This window comes from Streptomyces sp. NPDC022910 (assembly GCF_055561075.1).
In genome coordinates this window covers 18,282-36,680 of record NZ_JBVHHL010000011.1, presented here as the reverse complement: position 1 = coordinate 36,680, position 18,399 = coordinate 18,282, and the positions used below count along the sequence as shown (strand labels likewise).

The window sequence follows — 18,399 nt, the reverse complement described above, 5'->3', positions numbered from 1 at the left end:
GCGTCAAGAGTTAGGTAAGGTAATGAAGTACCTGTACTGAAGTCCGCGTCGGCACCGGGCTTCACATGCTCGGATTGTGGCGTTCGCATCGCGGCGCCCGGTTTGACGAGAAGGGAACGGCCGCTGACTGTCCACCACCTCAACCAGCTCCTGCTCGTCTGCTCGCTCGTTCTGCTCATCGCGGTGGCAGCGGTTCGCATCTCGTCGCGCAGCGGGCTTCCCAGCCTGCTCGTCTACCTGGGCATCGGCATCACCATGGGCCAGGACGGGGTCGGCGACATCCACTTCAACAACGCCGAACTGACCCAGGTCATCGGATACGCGGCCCTGGTCGTGATCCTGGCGGAGGGCGGTCTCGGCACGAAGTGGAAGGAGATCAAGCCCGTCCTCCCTGCCGCCACCGCCCTGGCGCTCGTCGGCGTCTCAGTGAGCGTCGGCGTCACGGCGGCCGGCGCGCACTACCTGACCGGGCTCGAGTGGCGGCAGGCGCTCATCATCGGAGCGGTGGTGTCGTCGACCGACGCGGCGGCGGTCTTCTCGGTGCTGCGGAGAGTGCCCCTCCCGCCGCGCGTGACGGGTGTCCTGGAAGCCGAGTCCGGCTTCAACGACGCCCCCGTGGTCATCCTCGTCGTCGCCTTCTCCACGGCCGGCCCGGTGCAGCACTGGTACCTGCTGCTGGGCGAGATACTCCTGGAGCTGGCCATCGGAGCCGCCATCGGCCTCGCGGTGGGCTGGCTCGGCTCCTGGGGCCTGCGGCACGTGGCGCTGCCCGCCTCCGGCCTCTACCCGATCGCCGTCATGGCCATCGCGGTCACGGCGTACGCGGCCGGCGCGCTGGCCCACGGCAGCGGCTTCCTCGCGGTGTACCTCGCGTCGATGATGCTCGGCAACGCCAAACTGCCGCACTGGCCCGCGACGCGCGGCTTCGCCGAGGGGCTCGGCTGGATCGCCCAGATCGGCATGTTCGTCCTGCTCGGTCTGCTGGTGACCCCGCACGAACTGGGCGACGACTTCCTGCCCGCCCTCGTCATCGGCCTGGTGCTGACCATGGTGGCGCGGCCGCTGAGCGTGGTGGTGAGCCTGGCGCCGTTCCGGCTGCCGTGGCAGGAGCAGACGCTGATGTCGTGGGCCGGGCTGCGCGGTGCGGTGCCCATCATCCTGGCGACGATCCCCATGGTGAACGGCGTCGACGCAAGCCGCCGCATCTTCAACATCGTCTTCGTCCTCGTCGCCGTCTACACCCTGGTCCAGGGCCCGACACTGCCCTGGCTGGCCCGGAAGCTGCGCTTGGGCGAGGTCCCCGCAGCCTCCGACCTCGGCATCGAATCGGCGCCCCTGGAGCGGCTGCGCGGACATCTGCTGTCCGTCACGATCCCCGAGGGCTCACGGATGCACGGTGTCGAGGTCAACGAACTGCGGCTGCCGGCCGGCTCCGCGGTCACCCTCGTCGTCCGCGACGGCAAGTCGTTCGTGCCGCTGCCGACGACGGTGCTGCGGCGCAGCGACGAACTCCTCGTGGTCGCCACGGACCAGGTCCGCGATGCGGCCGAGAGACGCCTGCGGGCCGTCGGCCAGGGCGGAAAGCTCGCCGGATGGCTGGGCACGACCGGGAACGGCGCGCCGGACCACGGGCATTAAGGGCACGCTTCCGACATTTCACACCTCTGGCTATCCCAGGTGAAGGGCGGCATGGTGCCCCTTTTCACAGGTGACTCCGCCCTTCACCTCTGTACAATCAAGGCGCACCTGATCGAACCAACTCTGCCTGACGCAGAGCTGGCGCGACCGTATGGCGGCCGGGACGCCCCCGCAGCGGGCGCCGGTATCTACCGCAGTCCGCGCAAGAGGACAGCTCTCGGCGCCCCCGCGCTACCAGGCGGCAGAAAGGCACGGGCCGTGGCATCCACGGTCACCTCGACGTCGTCCCGTCCGGGCTACGGGCAGCTGCTGCGCACCCGAGGCGCCTGGACGTTCCTGTTCCCCGGCTTCGCGGCGCGCCAGCCGTTCGCGATGCTCACCATCTCCATCGTGCTGCTGGTGCAGCACACGACCGGCTCGTACGGCGCCGCGGGTGCCGTCGCGGCGGTCACCGGCGTCTCCATGGCCCTGTTCGCGCCCTGCAGCGGCCGGCTCGCCGACCGGTACGGCCAGCGAGCGGTGCTGCTCCCCGGTGTCCTCGTCCATGCCCTGGCGGGTGTGTCCCTGACGGCTCTCGCCCTGACCCACGCACCCTTGTGGGCCCTGTTCGCGGCGGCCGTTCCGACCGGCGCCTCCGTGCCACAGGTCGGTCCCATGGTCCGCGCCCGCTGGGGCGCGAAGCTCCAGGACTCGCCCCTGATGACGACGGCGGCGGCCTTCGAGTCCGTCACCGACGAGCTGACCTTCGTGCTCGGCCCGCTGCTGGCGACGGCCCTGTGCACCACCGTGGCCCCGGCCGCGGGCCTGCTCACCGAGGCGACGCTGACGCTGGTCGGCGGCGTGCTGTTCGCGGCGCAGAGGGGCACGCAGCCGCCCGTCGCCGCCCTGCCGCACGCGCGCGTGGAGCACGCTTCCGCCCTGCGCGTCCCCGGGGTGCGGGTACTGATCGTGGCCTTCCTCGGCATCGGCACCGTCTTCGGCGGCATGCAGGTCTCGCTCGCCGCGTTCAGCCAGTCGCTCGGCGAGCCCGGCCTGAACGGGGTCCTGTACGGAATCTTCGCCGCCGGCAACATGCTCTCCGGCATCGTGTGCGGCGCCGTCGCCTGGGAGGCCGCCCCGCAGCGCCGCCTGGTCGTCGGCTACACGTCCCTCGCGCTGGTCGCCTCCGGCCTGTGGACCGCCCACTCCGTGGTCGTCCTGGCCGGCCTCGGCCTCCTGGTGGGCATGTGCATCGCCCCGGCCCTCATCACCGGCTACACGCTGGTGGAAGCACTGGTCCCGGCCGGTACCCGCACCGAGGCGTTCACCTGGCTGACCGGTGCCGTCGCACTCGGCCAGGCGGCGGCGGTCACGGTGGCCGGACAACTGGAGGACCGCCTGTGGGGCGGCGCCGGATTCCTGGTCCCGATGGCCGGGACGGTGCTGGCGCTGGCGACCCTGGTGTCACTGCGGTCACGGCTGGCGACACGTCCACTCGGCCGCACCGTGGCACGTGGCGTCGGTCACCGCGTGCCACTCACGGTGGACTGATCCCGAGGAATACGACACTATGGATGGTCGTTAGCACTCACTGAGTCAGAGTGCCAGGAGGAAGACAAGTGCCGACCTACCAGTACCAGTGCACCGAGTGCGGCGAGGGCCTCGAGGCGGTGCAGAAGTTCACCGACGACGCCCTGACCGAGTGCCCCAACTGCGGTGGCCGCCTGAAGAAAGTGTTCTCAGCGGTCGGCATCGTCTTCAAGGGCTCCGGCTTCTACCGCAACGACAGCCGCGGCTCCTCCTCCAGCAGCAGCCCGGCCTCCTCGAAGCCGTCGAGCCCCGCCTCATCGACCGGCTCCTCCGCGACCGGCTCCTCCTCGTCGGACTCCGGCTCGTCATCGACGAGCACGTCCTCCAGCTCAGCCGCATAAGGCTCCGCCGACCGGACCCTGCCGTCGTACGACGGCAGGGTCTTCGGGGTCCGCGGGGCCAGCTACTGTGATCGCCATGGAGAACGCAGACATAGGTGTCATCGGCGGTTCGGGCTTCTACTCCTTCCTCGACGACGTGACAGAGGTCCAGGTCGACACCCCGTACGGGGCACCCAGCGACTCCCTCTTCCTCGGTGAGATCGCAGGCCGACGCGTCGCCTTCCTCCCCCGCCATGGCCGCGGCCACCATCTGCCCCCGCACCGCATCAACTACCGCGCCAACCTGTGGGCGCTGCGCTCCGTCGGCGTGCGGCAGGTCCTCGGGCCCTGCGCGGTGGGCGGGCTGCGCCCCGAGTACGGTCCCGGGACACTGCTCGTCCCGGATCAGCTGGTGGACCGTACGAAGGCCCGAACGCAGACCTACTTCGACGGACTGCCGCTGCCCGAGGGCACCGTGCCGAACGTGGTGCACGTGTCCCTCGCCGACCCCTACTGCTCCGCAGGCCGCACGGCCGCGCTGCGGGCGGCGCGCGGGCGGAACTGGGAGCCGGTGGACGGCGGCACGCTGGTCGTGATCGAGGGCCCGCGCTTCTCCACCCGCGCCGAATCGTTGTGGCACCGGGCGCAAGGCTGGTCCGTGGTGGGCATGACCGGCCATCCCGAGGCCGCGCTCGCCCGTGAACTGGAGCTCTGCTACACGTCGTTGACCCTCGTCACGGATCTGGACGCGGGCGCCGAGACAGGTGAGGGCGTCTCGCACGACGAGGTGCTGAAGGTGTTCGCTGCGAACGTGGACCGGCTGCGGGGCGTGCTGTTCGACGCGGTGGCCGGCCTGCCGGCGAACGAGGAGCGGGACTGCCTGTGCAGGACGGCGCTGGGCGGGATGGATCCGGGGTTCGAGTTGCCCTGACCGTGGCGGACGCGGTCGGGGACGCGGAGGTGGTCGCGGACGCGGAGGTGGTCGCGGACGCGGAGGTGGTCGCGGACGCGGAGGTGGTCGCGGACGCGGAGGTGGTCGCGGACGCGGGCGTGCGGAACGTTCCGTTCGAGTGAGCGAGTTGTCCACAACCGGCCGGTAGTCCACGGGCGTCGGCGGACTTCGCCGCGAGGCCTCATCGTGGATCGCGTCCCGATCTCGCGATGCAGGTGGTGATCAGCATGGCCCGGTTCTCTCCCCCCGTACACCCGGCTCACCCGGCCGGTTCCGTGACGCGCACGCACACGGACGTGTCCGTGCACCCACCCCGTGGGAAAGCCTTCGCGCCCCCGCCGTACGGAGACGCCCTGGCGCTTCCACCGTACGGGGACGCGCCGGCGGCCCCACCACACGGGAACGCCTTCGCATCCCCACCGCACGGAGCGGCTCCTGTACCCCCGGCGCACGGGGAAGCCCTCTTACTCCCGCCGGACGCGACGGTGTTCGCAAGCTCGCCGGACATGGACGCCCTGGCTCGTGCGGACACCCCTCCGACGTGCTCGGTGCCGCACTTCGCTCCCGTGCGGGTGCGCGGGGGCAGGCATCAGCTGCGGCGTCTCGTGCGGCACCGGAGGCGAGCCGTGGCCATGGGCCTGGCGGTCACTGCGGCCGCACTCGTGGCGGCGGCTCCCGGCGGCTCCGAGGGCGCACGCGGACATCCGGACGCCGCCGCGCATCCGCCGGCGTCGGCCGAGCCCGCGCGGGAACGGCGCGCGATCGAGATGGTGACGGCACCGGTGCGGATCGCGGACGGGGCGACGGTGCGGCTGCTGCGGCCGGGCACCCGGGTCGACGTGATCGCGGCGGACGGGGACGGCGCCGCGAAGGTCGTGGCGGCCCGGGCGCTTGTCACCCGGGTACCGGACGTCGACCCCACGGAGAACGGCGCGCTGGTCGTGCTCTCCGTGCCGCGCCCCACCGCCGCGCGTCTGGCCGGTGCCGGGGCGACCTCACGGCTGGCGGTGACACTGTGCTGAGCGGGTCGGCTGAGCCCGTGGCCCCGGCGCGTGGCCGCCTTCTCCATGGCATGGGCTGGACAGCCATGGGAAGTGCTGACGTAGGTTGCGGAGCTGTTCGTTCCGCAGCTTGTGCAGTCAAGGAGGGGTCCACTGGTGGGCGAGAAGAAGGTGCCGGGGGTCTGGCAGGGCTTCAAGGCCTTCCTGATGCGGGGAAACGTCGTCGATCTGGCGGTCGCGGTGGTCATCGGCGCCGCCTTCACCAACATCGTCAACTCCGTGGTGAAGGGGGTCATCAACCCGGTGGTGGGTGCACTCGGCACCAAGAGCCTGGACAGCTACAGCTCGTGCCTCAAAGCGCCCTGCACGGGCACCGGCGACACGGCGACGGGCGTGCGCGTCCTCTGGGGCTCGGTCCTCGGCTCCGCGCTCAACTTCGTGATCACGGCCGCCGTCGTCTACTTCCTGATGGTCCTGCCCATGGCCAAGTACCTGGCCCGCGTGGAGGCCCGCCGCAGGGCCAGGGAGGGCACGCACGAGGTGATGGAGGTGACCGAGTTGGAGGTGCTCAAGGAGATCCGCGACGCCCTGGTCGCACAGCGCGGCTCGAGCCGCAGCGAGTCGTAGCCCACGTCGGCGGGGCGGCGCCCGAAGAGAGACGGCGCTCACAAACGGTGGAGCGGCACCCGCACAGTGGCGCCGCTCACAGCTGGTGGGCTCCCGCAGGGGAGCCGCTCAGAGGTGGTGGGGCGGCTTCTCGTCGAGGAAGCGTGCCAGGTCGGCGGCGCTGTCGCCGCTCGACGGAGGTCGCTCGCCCCACCCGCGGTCCGTGTCGTCCGAGGACTGCCGGTTCAGTGGGTCGTCGAAGACGAGGGCGTCCTTGGGGTCGGGCTTCGGGTCCCGTGGCTCGCGTGCGGGGGTGGTGCTCATGCCACCAGCGTACGTCCACGGTGTCCACGGCCACGGTGACCACGGATGTGACACCGGCCGCAGGGATCGTGCACGAGAGGTCGTGACCGACGGGTGGGGAAGGATCATGGGCGCATGACAGTTGACGCTCTGACAGATGTGATGGGTCTGCGCGTGGGGCACGCCACCCGGATCGGCGACGGCTGGCTCACCGGCACAACGGTCGTCCTCGCCCCGGAGGGCGGCGCGGTCGCGGCGGTGGACGTGCGCGGCGGCGGGCCCGGTACGAAGGAGACCGACGCTCTCGATCCGCGCAACCTGGTGCAGAAGGTCGAGGCGGTCGTCCTGACAGGGGGCAGCGCATACGGCCTGGACTCGGCGTCGGGGGTGATGACCTGGCTGGAGGAGCGCGGACGCGGCGTGCGGGTCGGCCCCCAACCGACGCACGTCGTGCCGGTCGTGCCCGCCGCCTGCATCTTCGACCTGGGGCGCGGCGGCGACTTCAAGGCCCGGCCGGACGCGGCCGTCGGCCGGGCTGCCGTGGAGGCGGCAGCAGCGAGCGAGCCGGGCGCGCCCGTGGCGGAGGGCTGCGTGGGTGCGGGCACGGGAGCGACGATCGGACCGGTCAAAGGCGGGGTCGGCACCGCGAGTGCCGTGCTGGACTCGGGGATCAGGGTGGGCGCTCTGGTCGTGTGCAACGCGGTGGGCTCGGCGGTGGACCCGGAAACGGGCGCTCTGTACGGGGAGTTGTTCCAGGGCCGGATCGATCACCCGGCGCGGGACGTGCACAAGGCCGCGCAGAGGCGGCTCGCCGAGCTCACCGCGCACGTCCCGCACCCCCCGCTGAACACGACCATCGCGGTCGTGGCGACCGACGCCGACCTCACCAAGGCGCAGGCGCAGAAGCTCGCGGGTGTGGCGCAGGACGGCATCGCGCGCGCCGTGCGGCCGGTGCACCTGCTCAACGACGGGGACACGGTCTTCGCGCTGGCGACCGGCGCGCGTCCACTCGCCTCCACAAGCCCCCTCGCGCTCAACGAGGTGCTCGCGGCGGGCGCGGACCTCGTGATGCGCGCGATCGTACGGGCGGTGCGCGCCGCCGCGTCGGTGGCCGGGCCGGGTGGGACGTGGCCTTCGTACGAGGAGTTGTACGGCGTCCGTTGGACGACGGAGGCGGACGATTGTCCCGGTTCTGTCACGTGATGGTGTTCGACGCGGCGTAGGGGAACCCTTTGCCGTGGCCTTCGCTCTTTCTCCACGTACTCGAGCGGATCACCCACACGACAACGACCTGGAGAAGCCCGTGACAACGCCGGACATGCGAGCGCGGCGCGCACTGGCGGCCTGTGCCGCACTGATGGTCGGCGCGCTCACCCTCACCGCCTGCGGCGGCAGCGCCAACGCCGACAACAACAAGGACGCAAAGAACGGAAAGAGCTCCACCAGGACCTCCGCCGCCAAGATCGACATCTCCGCGAAGGACGGCTCGACCGACGCGTCGATCAACGCGACCGGGGTGAAGGTCAGCGACGGGAAGCTGACCGAGGTGAAGATGACGGTGGCGGGGACGGGCACGGCCGTTCCCGGTGAGGTGTCCGCGGACGGGACGTCCTGGAAGCCGAAGCAGCAGCTGGAGCGCGGGACGAAGTACGAGATCTCGGTCACCGCCAAGGACACGGACAACCGGGTGGCGGCCACCAACTCCATCTTCACCACGGTCACATCGGCCAACAGCTTCATAGGGACGTACACGCCTGACGACGGAACGACGGTCGGCGTCGGGATGCCGGTGTCCTTCACCTTCGACAAGGCGATCACCGACAAGAAGGCCGTGCAGTCCCACATCACGGTGACCTCCAGCAGCGGGCAGCAGGTCGTCGGGCACTGGTTCGGGGCACAGCGGCTGGACTTCCGGCCCGAGGAGTACTGGAAGGCCGGCTCCAAGGTCACGATGAAGCTCGACCTGGACGGAGTCGAGGGCGCGAACGGCGTCTACGGCGTGCAGAAGAAGACCGTGTCCTTCACCATCGGGCGTGCGCAGGTCTCCACGGTCGACGTCAACACCCAGACCATGACGGTCGTGCGGGACGGCACGACGCTCAGGACGATCCCGATCTCGTCGGGCAGCGCGCAGCACACCACCTACAACGGGCAGATGGTGATCTCCGAGAAGTTCACGCAGACGCGTATGAACAGTCAGACGGTCGGCCTGGGCGGCGAGTACGACATACCGGACGTGCCGCACGCGATGCGACTGACCGCCTCGGGGACGTTCATCCACGGCAACTACTGGTACAACAAGGGCAACCCGCCCTTCGGTCGTGCGGGCACCAGCCATGGCTGCGTCGGACTCGCCGATGTGCAGGGCGCGCAGGGGAACACGATTGCCAAGTGGTTCTACGACAACTCGATGATCGGGGACGTCGTGATCGTCAAGAACTCCCCCGACAAGACGGTCGCGCCGGACAACGGCCTCAACGGCTGGAACATGTCATGGAGCGCGTGGACCGCGGGAAGTGCCGCCTGACCTTGGTCATATGACGAACGATCGGGCCGTGCGGGAACACGCCGCGCGGCCCGTCCGTTTTCCCACCGTACGTTTTCTCGGTTCCCGGACATGATGTCCGGCCGAGGGGCTACGGTATGCACCCACAAGGTGACATGCAGCGACGCCGGGAGAGACCTTGAGCGTTCCGCACGAGACGGCAGCGTACGAGCCGACCCAGTCGCCCGAGTCTCCGGAGGAGCACCTCGAGCGGCTCCTCGGCCGTGCCCTGAACTCCTTCGAGCTGCCCGACGACACGATCGGACCGCTCGACTGCGCGCTGGCGCACGACAGTTCGCTGCACTCCGCGCACCACAGCGCGGGGTTGCACCGGGAGACGTACCGACACACCTGGCTGCTCGCGGACGGCTCGGCGGTCACCTTGTGGGAGCTGGTCCACAACACCGGTCCGAGCGGCCAACTGGAGCACGAGGTGTACGTGGACGAGGAGGAACTGCGCGCCGCGACGGCCCGGCTTCCGCTGCCGCCGGACGCGCCCGACTTCGAGCTGCCCGTGCTGGTGCAGCTGTCCCCCGTCCCCGAGCCCCGCCACGCGTACGTTCCCGACGACTCGGCGGACCACGCACGCAGGCTGCTGCGCCGCGCGGAGAACCCCGACCGCCCGGGCGCGGACCTGGCGGCGTTACTGCTGGGGTCTGCGTTCGCGCACGACATCACCCAGGCCTTCGGACGCCCCTGCCGGGCCGGGCAGGTGGGGCTGTGCTTCTCGCTCTACGAGCACGCGTTCCTGCTGCGTGACGGCCGGGAGCTGTCCCTGTGGGAGGTCGAGCACACTGCGACGCCTGACGGCCGCCACATGTGCGAGGTGTACGCGTCCGAGGACGCGGCGCGGGAGGCGATGGAACGGCGCGCGGCGACGCGCGGCTGAGTCCGCGCGGCTCCTCCAGCACCCGGCCTAGGAGCGGCCCTCGTCGAACTGCCGCATCAGGCCGGCGAAGGCGTCACGTTCGGCCGGGGTGAGTTCGACGGATTCCAGGGCGGGGCTCGCCTGCTGCTGCGGGAGGGTTCCGAGCGTGTTGCGGTGGCGCAGGACCGCCTCCTCGAAGCGGCGGCGGCGCACAATGCGGCCCACGCAGACGATCCAGACGGCGGTCGCCAAGGCGAGGAGGGGCACACCCAACAGCTGGAAGGTCGACACATGCGCAGGCATGCCCCAAGTAGACACCACGATCCGGGCTTTTGGCCCCGTACCGTGACGCATATCGCAGATGCGACGAGTACGGCGAAGGGGTTCAGAGGGGTCGCAACAGGCCCCGGAGACCGGCCTCGGCCCGCGGTCGACGAACCACTGCCCCAACGCGCGTCGCCCGCAACCCCGTCGGGAGGGGTTGCGGCCGACGTCTGTGGTGGCGGCTGCCGCGTCAGGCGGCGACCGGCTGCTTGGAGTCGCTGCGGGCCGATATCGCCGCTCCCGCGGCCTCCTTGGCGGTGCCCTCGGGGCTCTGCTTGCGCATGCCCTTCAGGACCACCACCAAAGCCGTGGTCACGCACACGCCGGCGGCGATCGCGATCACGTAGAGGAACGGGTTGCCGATCAACGGGACCACGAAGATGCCGCCGTGCGGGGCGCGCAGGGTGGCGCCGAAGGCCATCGACAGGGCGCCGGTGACCGCACCGCCGATCATCGACGAGGGGATCACGCGCAGCGGGTCGGCCGCAGCGAACGGGATCGCGCCCTCGGAGATGAAGGAGGCGCCCAGCACCCAGGCCGCCTTGCCGTTCTCGCGCTCGGTGTGCGTGAAGAGCTTGCCGCGCACGGTGGTGGCCAGCGCCATCGCCAGCGGCGGGACCATGCCGGCCGCCATCACCGCGGCCATGATCTTCATCGCCGACTCACTCGGGCTGGAGACCGCGATACCGGCCGTGGCGAAGGTGTACGCGACCTTGTTGACCGGGCCGCCGAGGTCGAAGCACATCATCAGGCCGAGCAGCGCGCCGAGCAGGATGGCGTTGGTGCCGGAGAGGCCGTTCAGCCAGTCGGTCATGCCCTTCTGCGCGGAGGCGATGGGCTTGCCGACGACCACGAACATCAGGAATCCGACCACCGCCGAGGAGATCAGCGGGATCACCACCACCGGCATGATGCCGCGCAGCGTCTGCGGGATGTTGATCTTCTGGATCGCCATCACCACACCACCGGCGAGCAGACCGGCCACCAGACCGCCGAGGAAGCCGGCGTTGATGGTGAGGGCGATCGAGCCGCCGACGAAGCCGGGCACGAGGCCGGGACGGTCGGCCATGCCGTAGGCGATGTAGCCGGCCAGGACCGGGACGAGGAAGCCGAACGACACCACGCCGATCTGGAAGAGCAGCGCGGCCCAGCTGTCCGCCTGGGTCCACACGAAGTGGTCCATGACCGACGGCGCTTTGTTGATCTTGTAGCCGCCGATCGCGAACCCGAGGGCGATGAGCAGACCGCCCGCGGCGACGAACGGAACCATGTAGCTCACGCCGGACATGAGCCACTTGCGCAGCTTGGTGCCGTACCCCTCGGTGGAGTCACCGGCCCGCTCGACCGGCGTACCGGGAGCGGCGGCCTGGGTCACCTCGCCGCGCTCCGCCTTGCCGCGCACCTCGGCGATCAGCTCGGCGGGGCGGTTGATGCCCGCCTTCACGCCGACGTCCACGGTCGGCTTGCCGGCGAAGCGGTCCTTGTCCCGCACCGGCACGTCGTGGGCGAAGATCACGCCGTCCGCCGCCTCGATGAGGGCCGGGTCGAGCCGGGTGAAGCCGGCCGAGCCCTGTGTCTCGACGACGACCTCGACGCCCGCCTCGCGGCCCGCGTTCTCCAGCGACTCGGCGGCCATGTAGGTGTGCGCGATGCCGGTGGGGCAGGAGGTGACGGCGACGATACGGAACGGGCGCGCGGCCGGAGTGCCGGTGGCGCCCGGCGCCGGGGCGGCCGCGTCCCCGACGCGCGCGCCCGACGCCGGGGCCGTGCCGTCCGCGGTGGAGTCGGCGGAGGCCGCCGCGTTCGACTCCGCCGCGGAGCCCTCGGGGGCGGCCGCGGCCGCCGGGGACTCGTCCCCACGGATGAGCGCCGCCGCGGCCGCCGCGTCGTCCACGGCCCGCAGCGCGGACGTGAACTCGGCGTTCATCAGATGGCGGGCGAGGGACGACAGGATCGTGAGGTGCGCGTCGTCCGCGCCCGCCGGGGCGGCGATCAGGAAGATCAGGTCGGCCGGGCCGTCCGGGGCGCCGAAGTCGATGCCACGCGCGCTGCGCCCGAAGGCCAGCGTGGGCTCGGTGACATGCTCGCTGCGGCAGTGCGGGATGCCGATGCCGCCGTCGAGGCCGGTGGGCATCTGCGCCTCGCGTGCCGCGACGTCGGCGAGGAAGCCGTCCAGGTCGGTCACCCGGCCTTGGGCCACCATCCGCTCGGCGAGGGCACGTGCCGCCGCTTCCTTGGTGTCGGCGGACAGGTCGAGATCGACCAGGTCCGCGGTGATCATCTCGCTCATCGCGGGCTCCTTCGCACGCGTATCGCCCGGGGGCTTTCGTGGGCGGGGGTGGGGACGGGGGGGCAGTGAGGTGGTGCGGGGACGAAAGGGGCGGCGGGGCCGGGGAGACCTCGCCTCCCCGTGGCGGCGGGGGCGGGGGCGGGGAGACCCCACCGCGTCGGGGCCGGTACGAGGGGGGTGGCGCGTGCGTTCATGACACGGGCTCCGTCAGGACCCGGTCCACGGGTACCTCCGGCGTCACCGTCACGGCGGAGGGGTCCAGGTCGGCCGGGGTCGGCATCACGCTGCCGGGCAGCTGCACCGCCGCGGCTCCGTGCGCGACGGCGGAGGCGAGGGCCTCCGGGCCGCCGCCGCCCGCGATCAGGAAACCGGCGAGGGAGGAGTCGCCGGCGCCGACGTTGCTGCGTACCACGTCGACGCGTGCGCTGCCGAACCACACGCCCTCACCGGACACCAGCAGCTGGCCGTCCGCGCCGAGGCTCGCGAGCACGGCGCCCGCGCCCATCTCGCGCAGCTCCTCCGCCGCCTTGACCGCATCGCCCACCGTGGCGAGGGGGCGTCCGACCGCCTCGGCAAGCTCCTCGGCGTTCGGCTTCACCACGTCCGGACGCTCGCGCAGCGCCTCCAGCAGTGCGGGCCCGGAGGTGTCGAGCGCGATACGGGCGCCTGCGGCGTGGGCGCGGGCGACCAGGTCCGCGTACCACGACGGGGCGAGGCCGCGCGGGAGGCTGCCGCAGCAGGTGATCCAGGTGGTCTCGGCCGCGCGGTACTGCTCGCGGACCGTCTCCAGGAGGAGTTCGGCCTCGGCGGGGGAGAGTTCGGGGCCAGGTGCGTTGATCTTCGTCAGGGTGCCGTCGGGCTCGGCGACCGAGATGTTGGAGCGGGTGGCTCCGGCGACCGGGACCGGCGCGGCCTCGATGCCCTGCGCGTGCAGCAGATCGGCGACGAGCGCACCCGGCGCACCGCCCAGGGGCAGGACGGCCACCGTGCGCTGCCCGGCGGCCGCGACCGCGCGCGAGACGTTCACGCCCTTGCCGCCCGGGTCCATGCGTTCGCCGGTGGCCCGGATGACCTCGCCGCGGTCGAGGGACGGGACCTCGTAGGTGCGGTCGAGGGAGGGGTTCGGGGTGACGGTGAGAATCATGCGCGCACTACTTCCGTGCCGCCGCGCTCGATCGCGGTGGCGTCCTCGGGGCTCAGCCCGCCGTCGGTGATCAGCAGGTCCACGTCGCCGAGGCCCCCGAAGCGGGCGAAGTGCTCCTGGCCGTGCTTGGAGGAGTCGGCGAGCAGCACCACGCGGCGCGCGGCGCGGATCGCGGCGCGCTTGACGGCGGCCTCGGCGAGGTCGGGCGTGGTCAGTCCGTGGTCGGCGGAGAAGCCGTTGGCGGCGATGAACACGACGTCGGCGCGGATCTCGCCGTACGCGCGCAGCGCCCAAGCGTCCACGGCGGCGCGCGTACGGTGCCGTACGCGTCCCCCGACCAGATGGAGCTGGATGCCGGGGTGGTCCGCGAGGCGGGCCGCGGTGGGCAGGCTGTGCGTGACGACGGTGAGCGTGGTGTCCAGGGGAATGGCCCCGGCCAGCCGGGCAACCGTCGAGCCGGCGTCGAGGATCATCGTGCCCTCGCCCGGCAGTTCCGCGACGGCCGCCTTGGCGATCCGGTCCTTCTCGTCGGCCGCGGTGGACTCCCGCTCCGCGAGGTCCGGCTCGAAGTCCAGGCGTCCGGCGGGTATGGCACCGCCGTGCACCCGGCGCACGAGGCCCGCTCGGTCAAGGGCCTTCAGGTCCCGGCGGATCGTTTCGGCCGTGACCTGGAACTCCTCGGCCAGCGACACCACGTCCACCCGCCCGCCGTCACGGGCGAGCCGGAGAATCTCCTGCTGCCGCTCCGGTGCGTACATGTCCGTTCGCCTCCGACTCATGCCCGAACGTGTGGTTTCACTCGGGGAGGCTACGGCGGGATTTCCGAAAAGTAAACGGGTCCGGGCATCGGAACGGACACAAACGGGCGTTGATCCTGTGAGAGGACCGCACCGCCGGCCCCGCGCGGACGCCTCGCCTGCCGGGCGGCCCCCCACGCGGTGGCGCCCGGCAGGCTCGCAGAACGCGACCCGCCGGGCGCCACCGACCTACCCCTCAGACGGAGAACCGAGCTCAGGAGACGAGTACGGGCTCCTCGACCGCCTCCCGCCCCGTCTCGGCCTCCGCGCCCTCCATGTGCTGCGCCGGCCGCTTCGGCAGGGCGAACATCAGCAGGAAGATCGCCGCCATCACCGCCGCGACCCAGACAAGCGCGTGCTGGAAGGCGTGCACGAAGGCCGGACCCACCTGCACGGGGGTCAGCCGGTCGCCGATCTCGCCGAAGAAGACCACCGACACCAGTCCGAGACCCAGCGCGTTGCCCATCTGCTGCACCGTGTTGATCAGGCCCGACGCCGAGCCGGAGTGCTCCCGTGGCACCTCGGACAGGACCGCGTCCGTCAACGGGGCGACGATCAGGCCCATGCCCACACCCATCACCACCAGCGGCAGCGCCATCTGCCAGGAGGCGATGGCGAGGCCGTACCGATCGGACTCCCAGATGTAGAGGAGCACACCCGCTGCCATCACCAGCGCGCCGGCCTGCAGCACCTTGCGGCCGAAGCGCGGGACCAGCTTCTGCACGGACATCCCGGCCGCCGTGGAGACGGCGATCGAGAACGGCACGCCGGTCAGCCCGGCCCGCAGCGCGCTCCAGCCCAGCCCGACCTGCATGTACAGGGTCCAGACCAGGAAGAAGATGCCGAGGCCGACCCCGAAGACCGTCTGCACCGCGATGCCCGCAGCGAAGCTCTTCACGCGGAAGAGGGACAGTTCGACGAGCGGGGACCCGTCCCGCGCGGTCTTCCGCTTCTCGTACGCCACCAGCGCCGCGAAGACGACGAGCGCGCCGGCCATCGACGCGTACCCCCACAGCGGCCAGCCCAGTTCCCGGCCGCGCGTGAGCGGGTAGAGCAGCATCAGCAGGCCGAGCGTGACCAGAGCGACGCCGACGAGGTCCAGACGCAGAGCCCGCGGAGCCCTGGACTCCGTGATGAAACGCCGGCCCAGCAGGAACGCCCCGATGCCGACCGGCAGGTTGATCAGGAAGATGGGCCGCCACTCGAGGCCGAAGAGGTTCCACTCGGTCAGCAGAGCGCCGAGGAGCGGTCCGGAGACGGCGCCCAGCCCGACGACCGCGCCGAAGAGCCCGAAGACCTTGCCGCGCTCGTGCGCCGGGAAGGTGGCGTGCACGATCGACAGCACCTGCGGCACCATCAGCGCGGCCATCGCGCCCTGCAGGATCCGCGAGGCGACGAGCATCTCCGGATCGGCGGCGAAGCCGCACAGCGCAGAAGCGAGCGTGAAGCCCCCTATACCGATCAGGAAGAGGCGCTTGCGGCCGTGGATGTCGCCGAGCCTGCCGCCGGTGATGAGCCCGGCGGCGAAGGCAAGCGCGTAGCCCGCGGTGATCCACTGGATCTGGCTGAACGACGCGCCGGCGTCCCGCTGGATCGACGGGATGGCGATGTTGACGATCGTGACGTCGACCAGGTCCATGAAGGCCGCGGTCATCACGATGGCGAGCGCGAACCAGCGACGACGGTCGCCCGTGCCGGCTGTGCTGCTGCTGAGTGTGGTCTCGGTGGAGGTCATGTTCCGAAACTAGGGTCCCATTAGGTCAGATCACGTCCTAGTTCTCCGGCATCCTCGTATGCATGACGACCGACACTCCGGCCCGGCTCCTCCAGCTGCTCTCCCTGCTGCAGACCCCGCGTGAGTGGCCCGGCGGCGAGCTCGCCGAACGGCTCGGGGTCTCCCGGCGCACGGTCCGCCGGGACATCGACCGGCTGCGCGAGCTGGGCTACCCGGTCCAGGCCACCAAAGGAGCGGACGGCGGATACCGGCTGGTCGCCGGCAAGGCCATGCCACCGCTGGTACTCGACGACGAGGAGGCCGTGGCGATCGCGGTCGGGCTGCGGGCCGGCGCCGGTCACGCGGTCGAGGGCGTGGACGAGGCGTCGGTGCGGGCCCTGGCCAAGCTGGAACAGGTGCTGCCGGGCCGACTGCGCCACCGAGTCGCCACGCTCCAGGCCGCCACCACTCCGCTGACCAGCGGCGACGGCGCGAGCATCGCTCCCGAGACGCTTACCGTCATGGCCTCGACGATCGCGGGCCGTGAGCGGCTGCGGTTCGCCTACCGCTCCGGGGACGGAACACCGTCACGGCGCCTGACCGAGCCGTACCGGCTGGTGTCGACGGGACGCCGCTGGTACCTGGTCGCCTACGACCTGGAGCGCGACGACTGGCGTACGTTCCGGGTCGACCGGGTCTCCGAACCGTTCGCGACGGGCGCGCGGTTCGCGCCGCGGGAGCTGCCGACGGGAAACGCGGCGGAGTATCTGCGGCAGTCGATGTACCGCCGGCAGGAGAACTACGAGTTCGAGGCGACCTTGGCCGCGCCCGCGGACGTCGTCGCGGCGCGTCTGCCCCACTGGTTCGCCGCACCCGAGCCGCTCGACGAGCACCACTGCCGGCTGCGCGGCACGGCGAGCGATTCCGTGGAGTGGCTCGCCGTACGGCTCGCGCTGCTCGGCTGTGAGTTCACCGTGCACCGGCCCGCAGAACTGGTCACGCGCGTACGGGAGTTGGGGGAGCGCCTGAACCGGGCGGCGGAACCCGCGGCGGGCTGAGGGGCCCGGCTGATCCGACTTTCAAGCGCTCCCGGCTCGACCGACATCCGAGGGCGGGGTTCAACGGACACCCGAAGGTCGGGTACCGCCGGCACCCGAGGGCCCGTCGCGACCGACACCGGAAGCCCAGTCGCGACCGACACGCAAAGGCCGGGCACCGCCGACACCCGAAGGCCCGCCACCGCCGGCATCCGATGGCCCGGCTCAACCGACAGCCGAAAGCCCGACGCGAAAGCCGGACTCGACCGCCACCCGTGGGTCGGGCACCGCCGCCGCCCGTGGGCCCGGCACGACAGGCACCCGAAAAGCCGGACCCGAAAGCCGGACCCGATCGCCACCCGAGGGTCGGCCTCAACCGACACCGAAGGCCCGGCACGACAGGCACCCGAAGGCCCGCCACCGCCGGCATCCGAAGGCCCGGCTCAACCGACAGCCGAAAGCCCCCACGACAGACCCCCCAAGGCCCACCACCGCCGACACCCGAAGGCCCGGCTCAGCCGATCTCCCACACGAAGTCCCGCAGCGCCTCCAGGTTGCGCACGGCGAGATCCGCGGGCCCGTTCGGACCGCCGGCCGGTTCGTCGCCCGCGGCCCAGCTCTCCACCGCCACGCGCACGGCGGCCCCGGCGACGGCGGCGGCGAAGCGGAGGGACGGGGTGACGGCCGCTGACACTTCGTCACCACCCTGCGTCCGCACCGCCAGTACCGTCGCCAGCTCCCGCTCCGCGGCCTGACAGATCTCGGCCCAGACCTTCGTGAGTGCGGGGTTGGTGTCGGTGAGGCGCAGCAGCGCACGGACCCACTCCAGGGACCTCGCCGACACGCCGACGCCGGGGGTCAGGGTGTGGACGGCCGCGTGGTGCAGGGCCTCGGCGACAGGCAGGTCGGCGGTGGCGTCGCGGACGGCTTCCGACCACCTGTGGGCGCCCGCCGAGAAGAGCGGGACCAGTGCCTCTTCCTTGGTCGCGAAGTAGCGGTAGAACGTGCGCGGCGCGACCCCCGCGGCGCGGGCGATGTCCTCGGCCCGGGTGGCGCGCAGGCCGTTCGCCATGAAGAGTCCGGCGGCGGCCCGGGCGATCTCCATCCGGGTCGCCGCCTTGCGCCGCTCGTTGAGGGACATGCCGTCGGGTTCTTGCGTCGTACGGCCGGACGATGCCCGGGTCGTACGTTTGGTACCGGTCACGTCGGCAGGTTATGTCGCTATGGCACAATCTGCCATCCGGGCCGCCCCGGGGTTCAGGTACGGGGCGGCCCGTCGACCTGCCCTGCC

Annotated in this window: 18 protein-coding genes; 11 read left to right on the top strand and 7 right to left on the bottom strand. The window is 71.5% G+C overall.

All coding sequences use genetic code 11. The annotated features are described in order from the left end of the window. Window positions 1-102 precede the first annotated feature (102 nt). The 7 genes from ACZ3TS_RS13445 to mscL all read left to right on the top strand — a co-directional run bounded on the left by ACZ3TS_RS13445 (window position 103) and on the right by mscL (window position 6,107). Window positions 103-1,638, top strand: coding sequence for a potassium/proton antiporter (locus ACZ3TS_RS13445; protein WP_467617011.1), 1,536 nt, complete (start codon window positions 103-105; stop codon window positions 1,636-1,638). Window positions 1,639-1,896: 258 nt separating this feature from the next. Further along, complete coding sequence (locus ACZ3TS_RS13440; protein ID WP_467617008.1) at window positions 1,897-3,168, top strand: MFS transporter; 1,272 nt, start codon at window positions 1,897-1,899, stop codon at window positions 3,166-3,168. A gap of 68 nt (window positions 3,169-3,236) precedes the next feature. Then, entirely contained in the window at window positions 3,237-3,548 is a 312-nt protein-coding gene (locus ACZ3TS_RS13435; RefSeq protein ID WP_467617006.1) for an FmdB family zinc ribbon protein, read from the top strand. Window positions 3,549-3,624: 76 nt separating this feature from the next. Beyond that, window positions 3,625-4,458, top strand: coding sequence for an S-methyl-5'-thioadenosine phosphorylase (locus ACZ3TS_RS13430; RefSeq protein ID WP_467617004.1), 834 nt, complete (start codon window positions 3,625-3,627; stop codon window positions 4,456-4,458). Window positions 4,459-4,460: 2 nt separating this feature from the next. After that, complete coding sequence (locus tag ACZ3TS_RS13425; protein ID WP_467617001.1) at window positions 4,461-4,601, top strand: hypothetical protein; 141 nt, start codon at window positions 4,461-4,463, stop codon at window positions 4,599-4,601. 384 nt (window positions 4,602-4,985) lie between these two features. Beyond that, complete coding sequence (locus ACZ3TS_RS13420) at window positions 4,986-5,501, top strand: hypothetical protein (RefSeq protein ID WP_467616999.1); 516 nt, start codon at window positions 4,986-4,988, stop codon at window positions 5,499-5,501. Window positions 5,502-5,636: 135 nt separating this feature from the next. Then, the gene (gene mscL, locus ACZ3TS_RS13415) at window positions 5,637-6,107 is read left to right on the top strand and encodes a large conductance mechanosensitive channel protein MscL (protein ID WP_467616997.1); all 471 of its coding nucleotides are present in this window, start codon (window positions 5,637-5,639) and stop codon (window positions 6,105-6,107) included. A 108-nt stretch (window positions 6,108-6,215) separates the two neighbouring features. Here the strand turns inward: mscL and ACZ3TS_RS13410 are convergent, their stop codons facing one another. Beyond that, window positions 6,216-6,410, bottom strand: coding sequence for a hypothetical protein (locus ACZ3TS_RS13410; RefSeq protein WP_467616994.1), 195 nt, complete (start codon window positions 6,408-6,410; stop codon window positions 6,216-6,218). A gap of 114 nt (window positions 6,411-6,524) precedes the next feature. Between ACZ3TS_RS13410 and ACZ3TS_RS13405 the strand changes: the two genes are divergently transcribed. The 3 genes from ACZ3TS_RS13405 (at window position 6,525) to ACZ3TS_RS13395 (ending at window position 9,823) form a co-directional block, all read left to right on the top strand. After that, window positions 6,525-7,592 carry a P1 family peptidase gene (locus ACZ3TS_RS13405; RefSeq protein WP_467616993.1) on the top strand — a complete coding sequence of 356 codons (1,068 nt, stop codon included), beginning with the start codon at window positions 6,525-6,527 and terminating at the stop codon, window positions 7,590-7,592. 100 nt (window positions 7,593-7,692) lie between these two features. Beyond that, window positions 7,693-8,916 (top strand): L,D-transpeptidase, encoded by a 1,224-nt coding sequence (locus ACZ3TS_RS13400; RefSeq protein WP_467616990.1) that lies wholly within the window; start codon window positions 7,693-7,695, stop codon window positions 8,914-8,916. A 157-nt stretch (window positions 8,917-9,073) separates the two neighbouring features. Continuing rightward, window positions 9,074-9,823 carry a DUF6227 family protein gene (locus tag ACZ3TS_RS13395; protein ID WP_467616988.1) on the top strand — a complete coding sequence of 250 codons (750 nt, stop codon included), beginning with the start codon at window positions 9,074-9,076 and terminating at the stop codon, window positions 9,821-9,823. A gap of 27 nt (window positions 9,824-9,850) precedes the next feature. Here ACZ3TS_RS13395 and ACZ3TS_RS13390 read toward each other — a convergent pair whose 3' ends face one another. From ACZ3TS_RS13390 to ACZ3TS_RS13370, 5 genes are all read right to left on the bottom strand, one after another. Next, complete coding sequence (locus tag ACZ3TS_RS13390; protein ID WP_467616985.1) at window positions 9,851-10,105, bottom strand: hypothetical protein; 255 nt, start codon at window positions 10,103-10,105, stop codon at window positions 9,851-9,853. Window positions 10,106-10,316: 211 nt separating this feature from the next. Further along, window positions 10,317-12,416 (bottom strand): PTS fructose transporter subunit IIABC, encoded by a 2,100-nt coding sequence (locus tag ACZ3TS_RS13385; RefSeq protein WP_467616983.1) that lies wholly within the window; start codon window positions 12,414-12,416, stop codon window positions 10,317-10,319. 190 nt (window positions 12,417-12,606) lie between these two features. Next, window positions 12,607-13,560, bottom strand: coding sequence for a 1-phosphofructokinase (gene pfkB / locus ACZ3TS_RS13380; RefSeq protein ID WP_467616981.1), 954 nt, complete (start codon window positions 13,558-13,560; stop codon window positions 12,607-12,609). Then, window positions 13,557-14,318: a DeoR/GlpR family DNA-binding transcription regulator gene (locus ACZ3TS_RS13375; RefSeq protein ID WP_467617284.1), complete on the bottom strand. Its 762-nt coding sequence runs from the start codon at window positions 14,316-14,318 to the stop codon at window positions 13,557-13,559. The genes pfkB and ACZ3TS_RS13375 overlap by 4 nt, the downstream gene beginning before the upstream one ends. Before the next feature lie 253 nt (window positions 14,319-14,571). Then, window positions 14,572-16,092: an MFS transporter gene (locus ACZ3TS_RS13370; RefSeq protein ID WP_467616978.1), complete on the bottom strand. Its 1,521-nt coding sequence runs from the start codon at window positions 16,090-16,092 to the stop codon at window positions 14,572-14,574. Window positions 16,093-16,154: 62 nt separating this feature from the next. Here ACZ3TS_RS13370 and ACZ3TS_RS13365 point away from each other — a divergent pair, with 62 nt between their 5' ends. Continuing rightward, complete coding sequence (locus ACZ3TS_RS13365) at window positions 16,155-17,129, top strand: helix-turn-helix transcriptional regulator (protein WP_467616977.1); 975 nt, start codon at window positions 16,155-16,157, stop codon at window positions 17,127-17,129. Between the two features lie 493 nt (window positions 17,130-17,622). On the opposite strand, the gene ACZ3TS_RS13360 is transcribed toward ACZ3TS_RS13365, so the two are convergent. After that, window positions 17,623-18,213: a TetR family transcriptional regulator gene (locus ACZ3TS_RS13360; protein WP_467617282.1), complete on the bottom strand. Its 591-nt coding sequence runs from the start codon at window positions 18,211-18,213 to the stop codon at window positions 17,623-17,625. Window positions 18,214-18,399: the final 186 nt, after the last annotated feature.

Bases quoted from the DNA above. Each gene is read 5' to 3' on its own strand.
- ACZ3TS_RS13430 (WP_467617004.1), top strand. From the start codon at position 3,625: ATGGAGAACGCAGACATAGGTGTCATCGGCGGTTCGGGCTTCTACTCC.
- ACZ3TS_RS13420 (WP_467616999.1), top strand. From the start codon at position 4,986: ATGGACGCCCTGGCTCGTGCGGACACCCCTCCGACGTGCTCGGTGCCG.
- ACZ3TS_RS13410 (WP_467616994.1), bottom strand. From the start codon at position 6,410: ATGAGCACCACCCCCGCACGCGAGCCACGGGACCCGAAGCCCGACCCC.
- ACZ3TS_RS13405 (WP_467616993.1), top strand. From the start codon at position 6,525: ATGACAGTTGACGCTCTGACAGATGTGATGGGTCTGCGCGTGGGGCAC.
- ACZ3TS_RS13390 (WP_467616985.1), bottom strand. From the start codon at position 10,105: ATGCCTGCGCATGTGTCGACCTTCCAGCTGTTGGGTGTGCCCCTCCTC.
- ACZ3TS_RS13385 (WP_467616983.1), bottom strand. From the start codon at position 12,416: ATGAGCGAGATGATCACCGCGGACCTGGTCGATCTCGACCTGTCCGCC.
- pfkB (WP_467616981.1), bottom strand. From the start codon at position 13,560: ATGATTCTCACCGTCACCCCGAACCCCTCCCTCGACCGCACCTACGAG.
- ACZ3TS_RS13375 (WP_467617284.1), bottom strand. From the start codon at position 14,318: ATGTACGCACCGGAGCGGCAGCAGGAGATTCTCCGGCTCGCCCGTGAC.
- ACZ3TS_RS13370 (WP_467616978.1), bottom strand. From the start codon at position 16,092: ATGACCTCCACCGAGACCACACTCAGCAGCAGCACAGCCGGCACGGGC.
- ACZ3TS_RS13365 (WP_467616977.1), top strand. From the start codon at position 16,155: ATGACGACCGACACTCCGGCCCGGCTCCTCCAGCTGCTCTCCCTGCTG.
- ACZ3TS_RS13360 (WP_467617282.1), bottom strand. From the start codon at position 18,213: ATGGAGATCGCCCGGGCCGCCGCCGGACTCTTCATGGCGAACGGCCTG.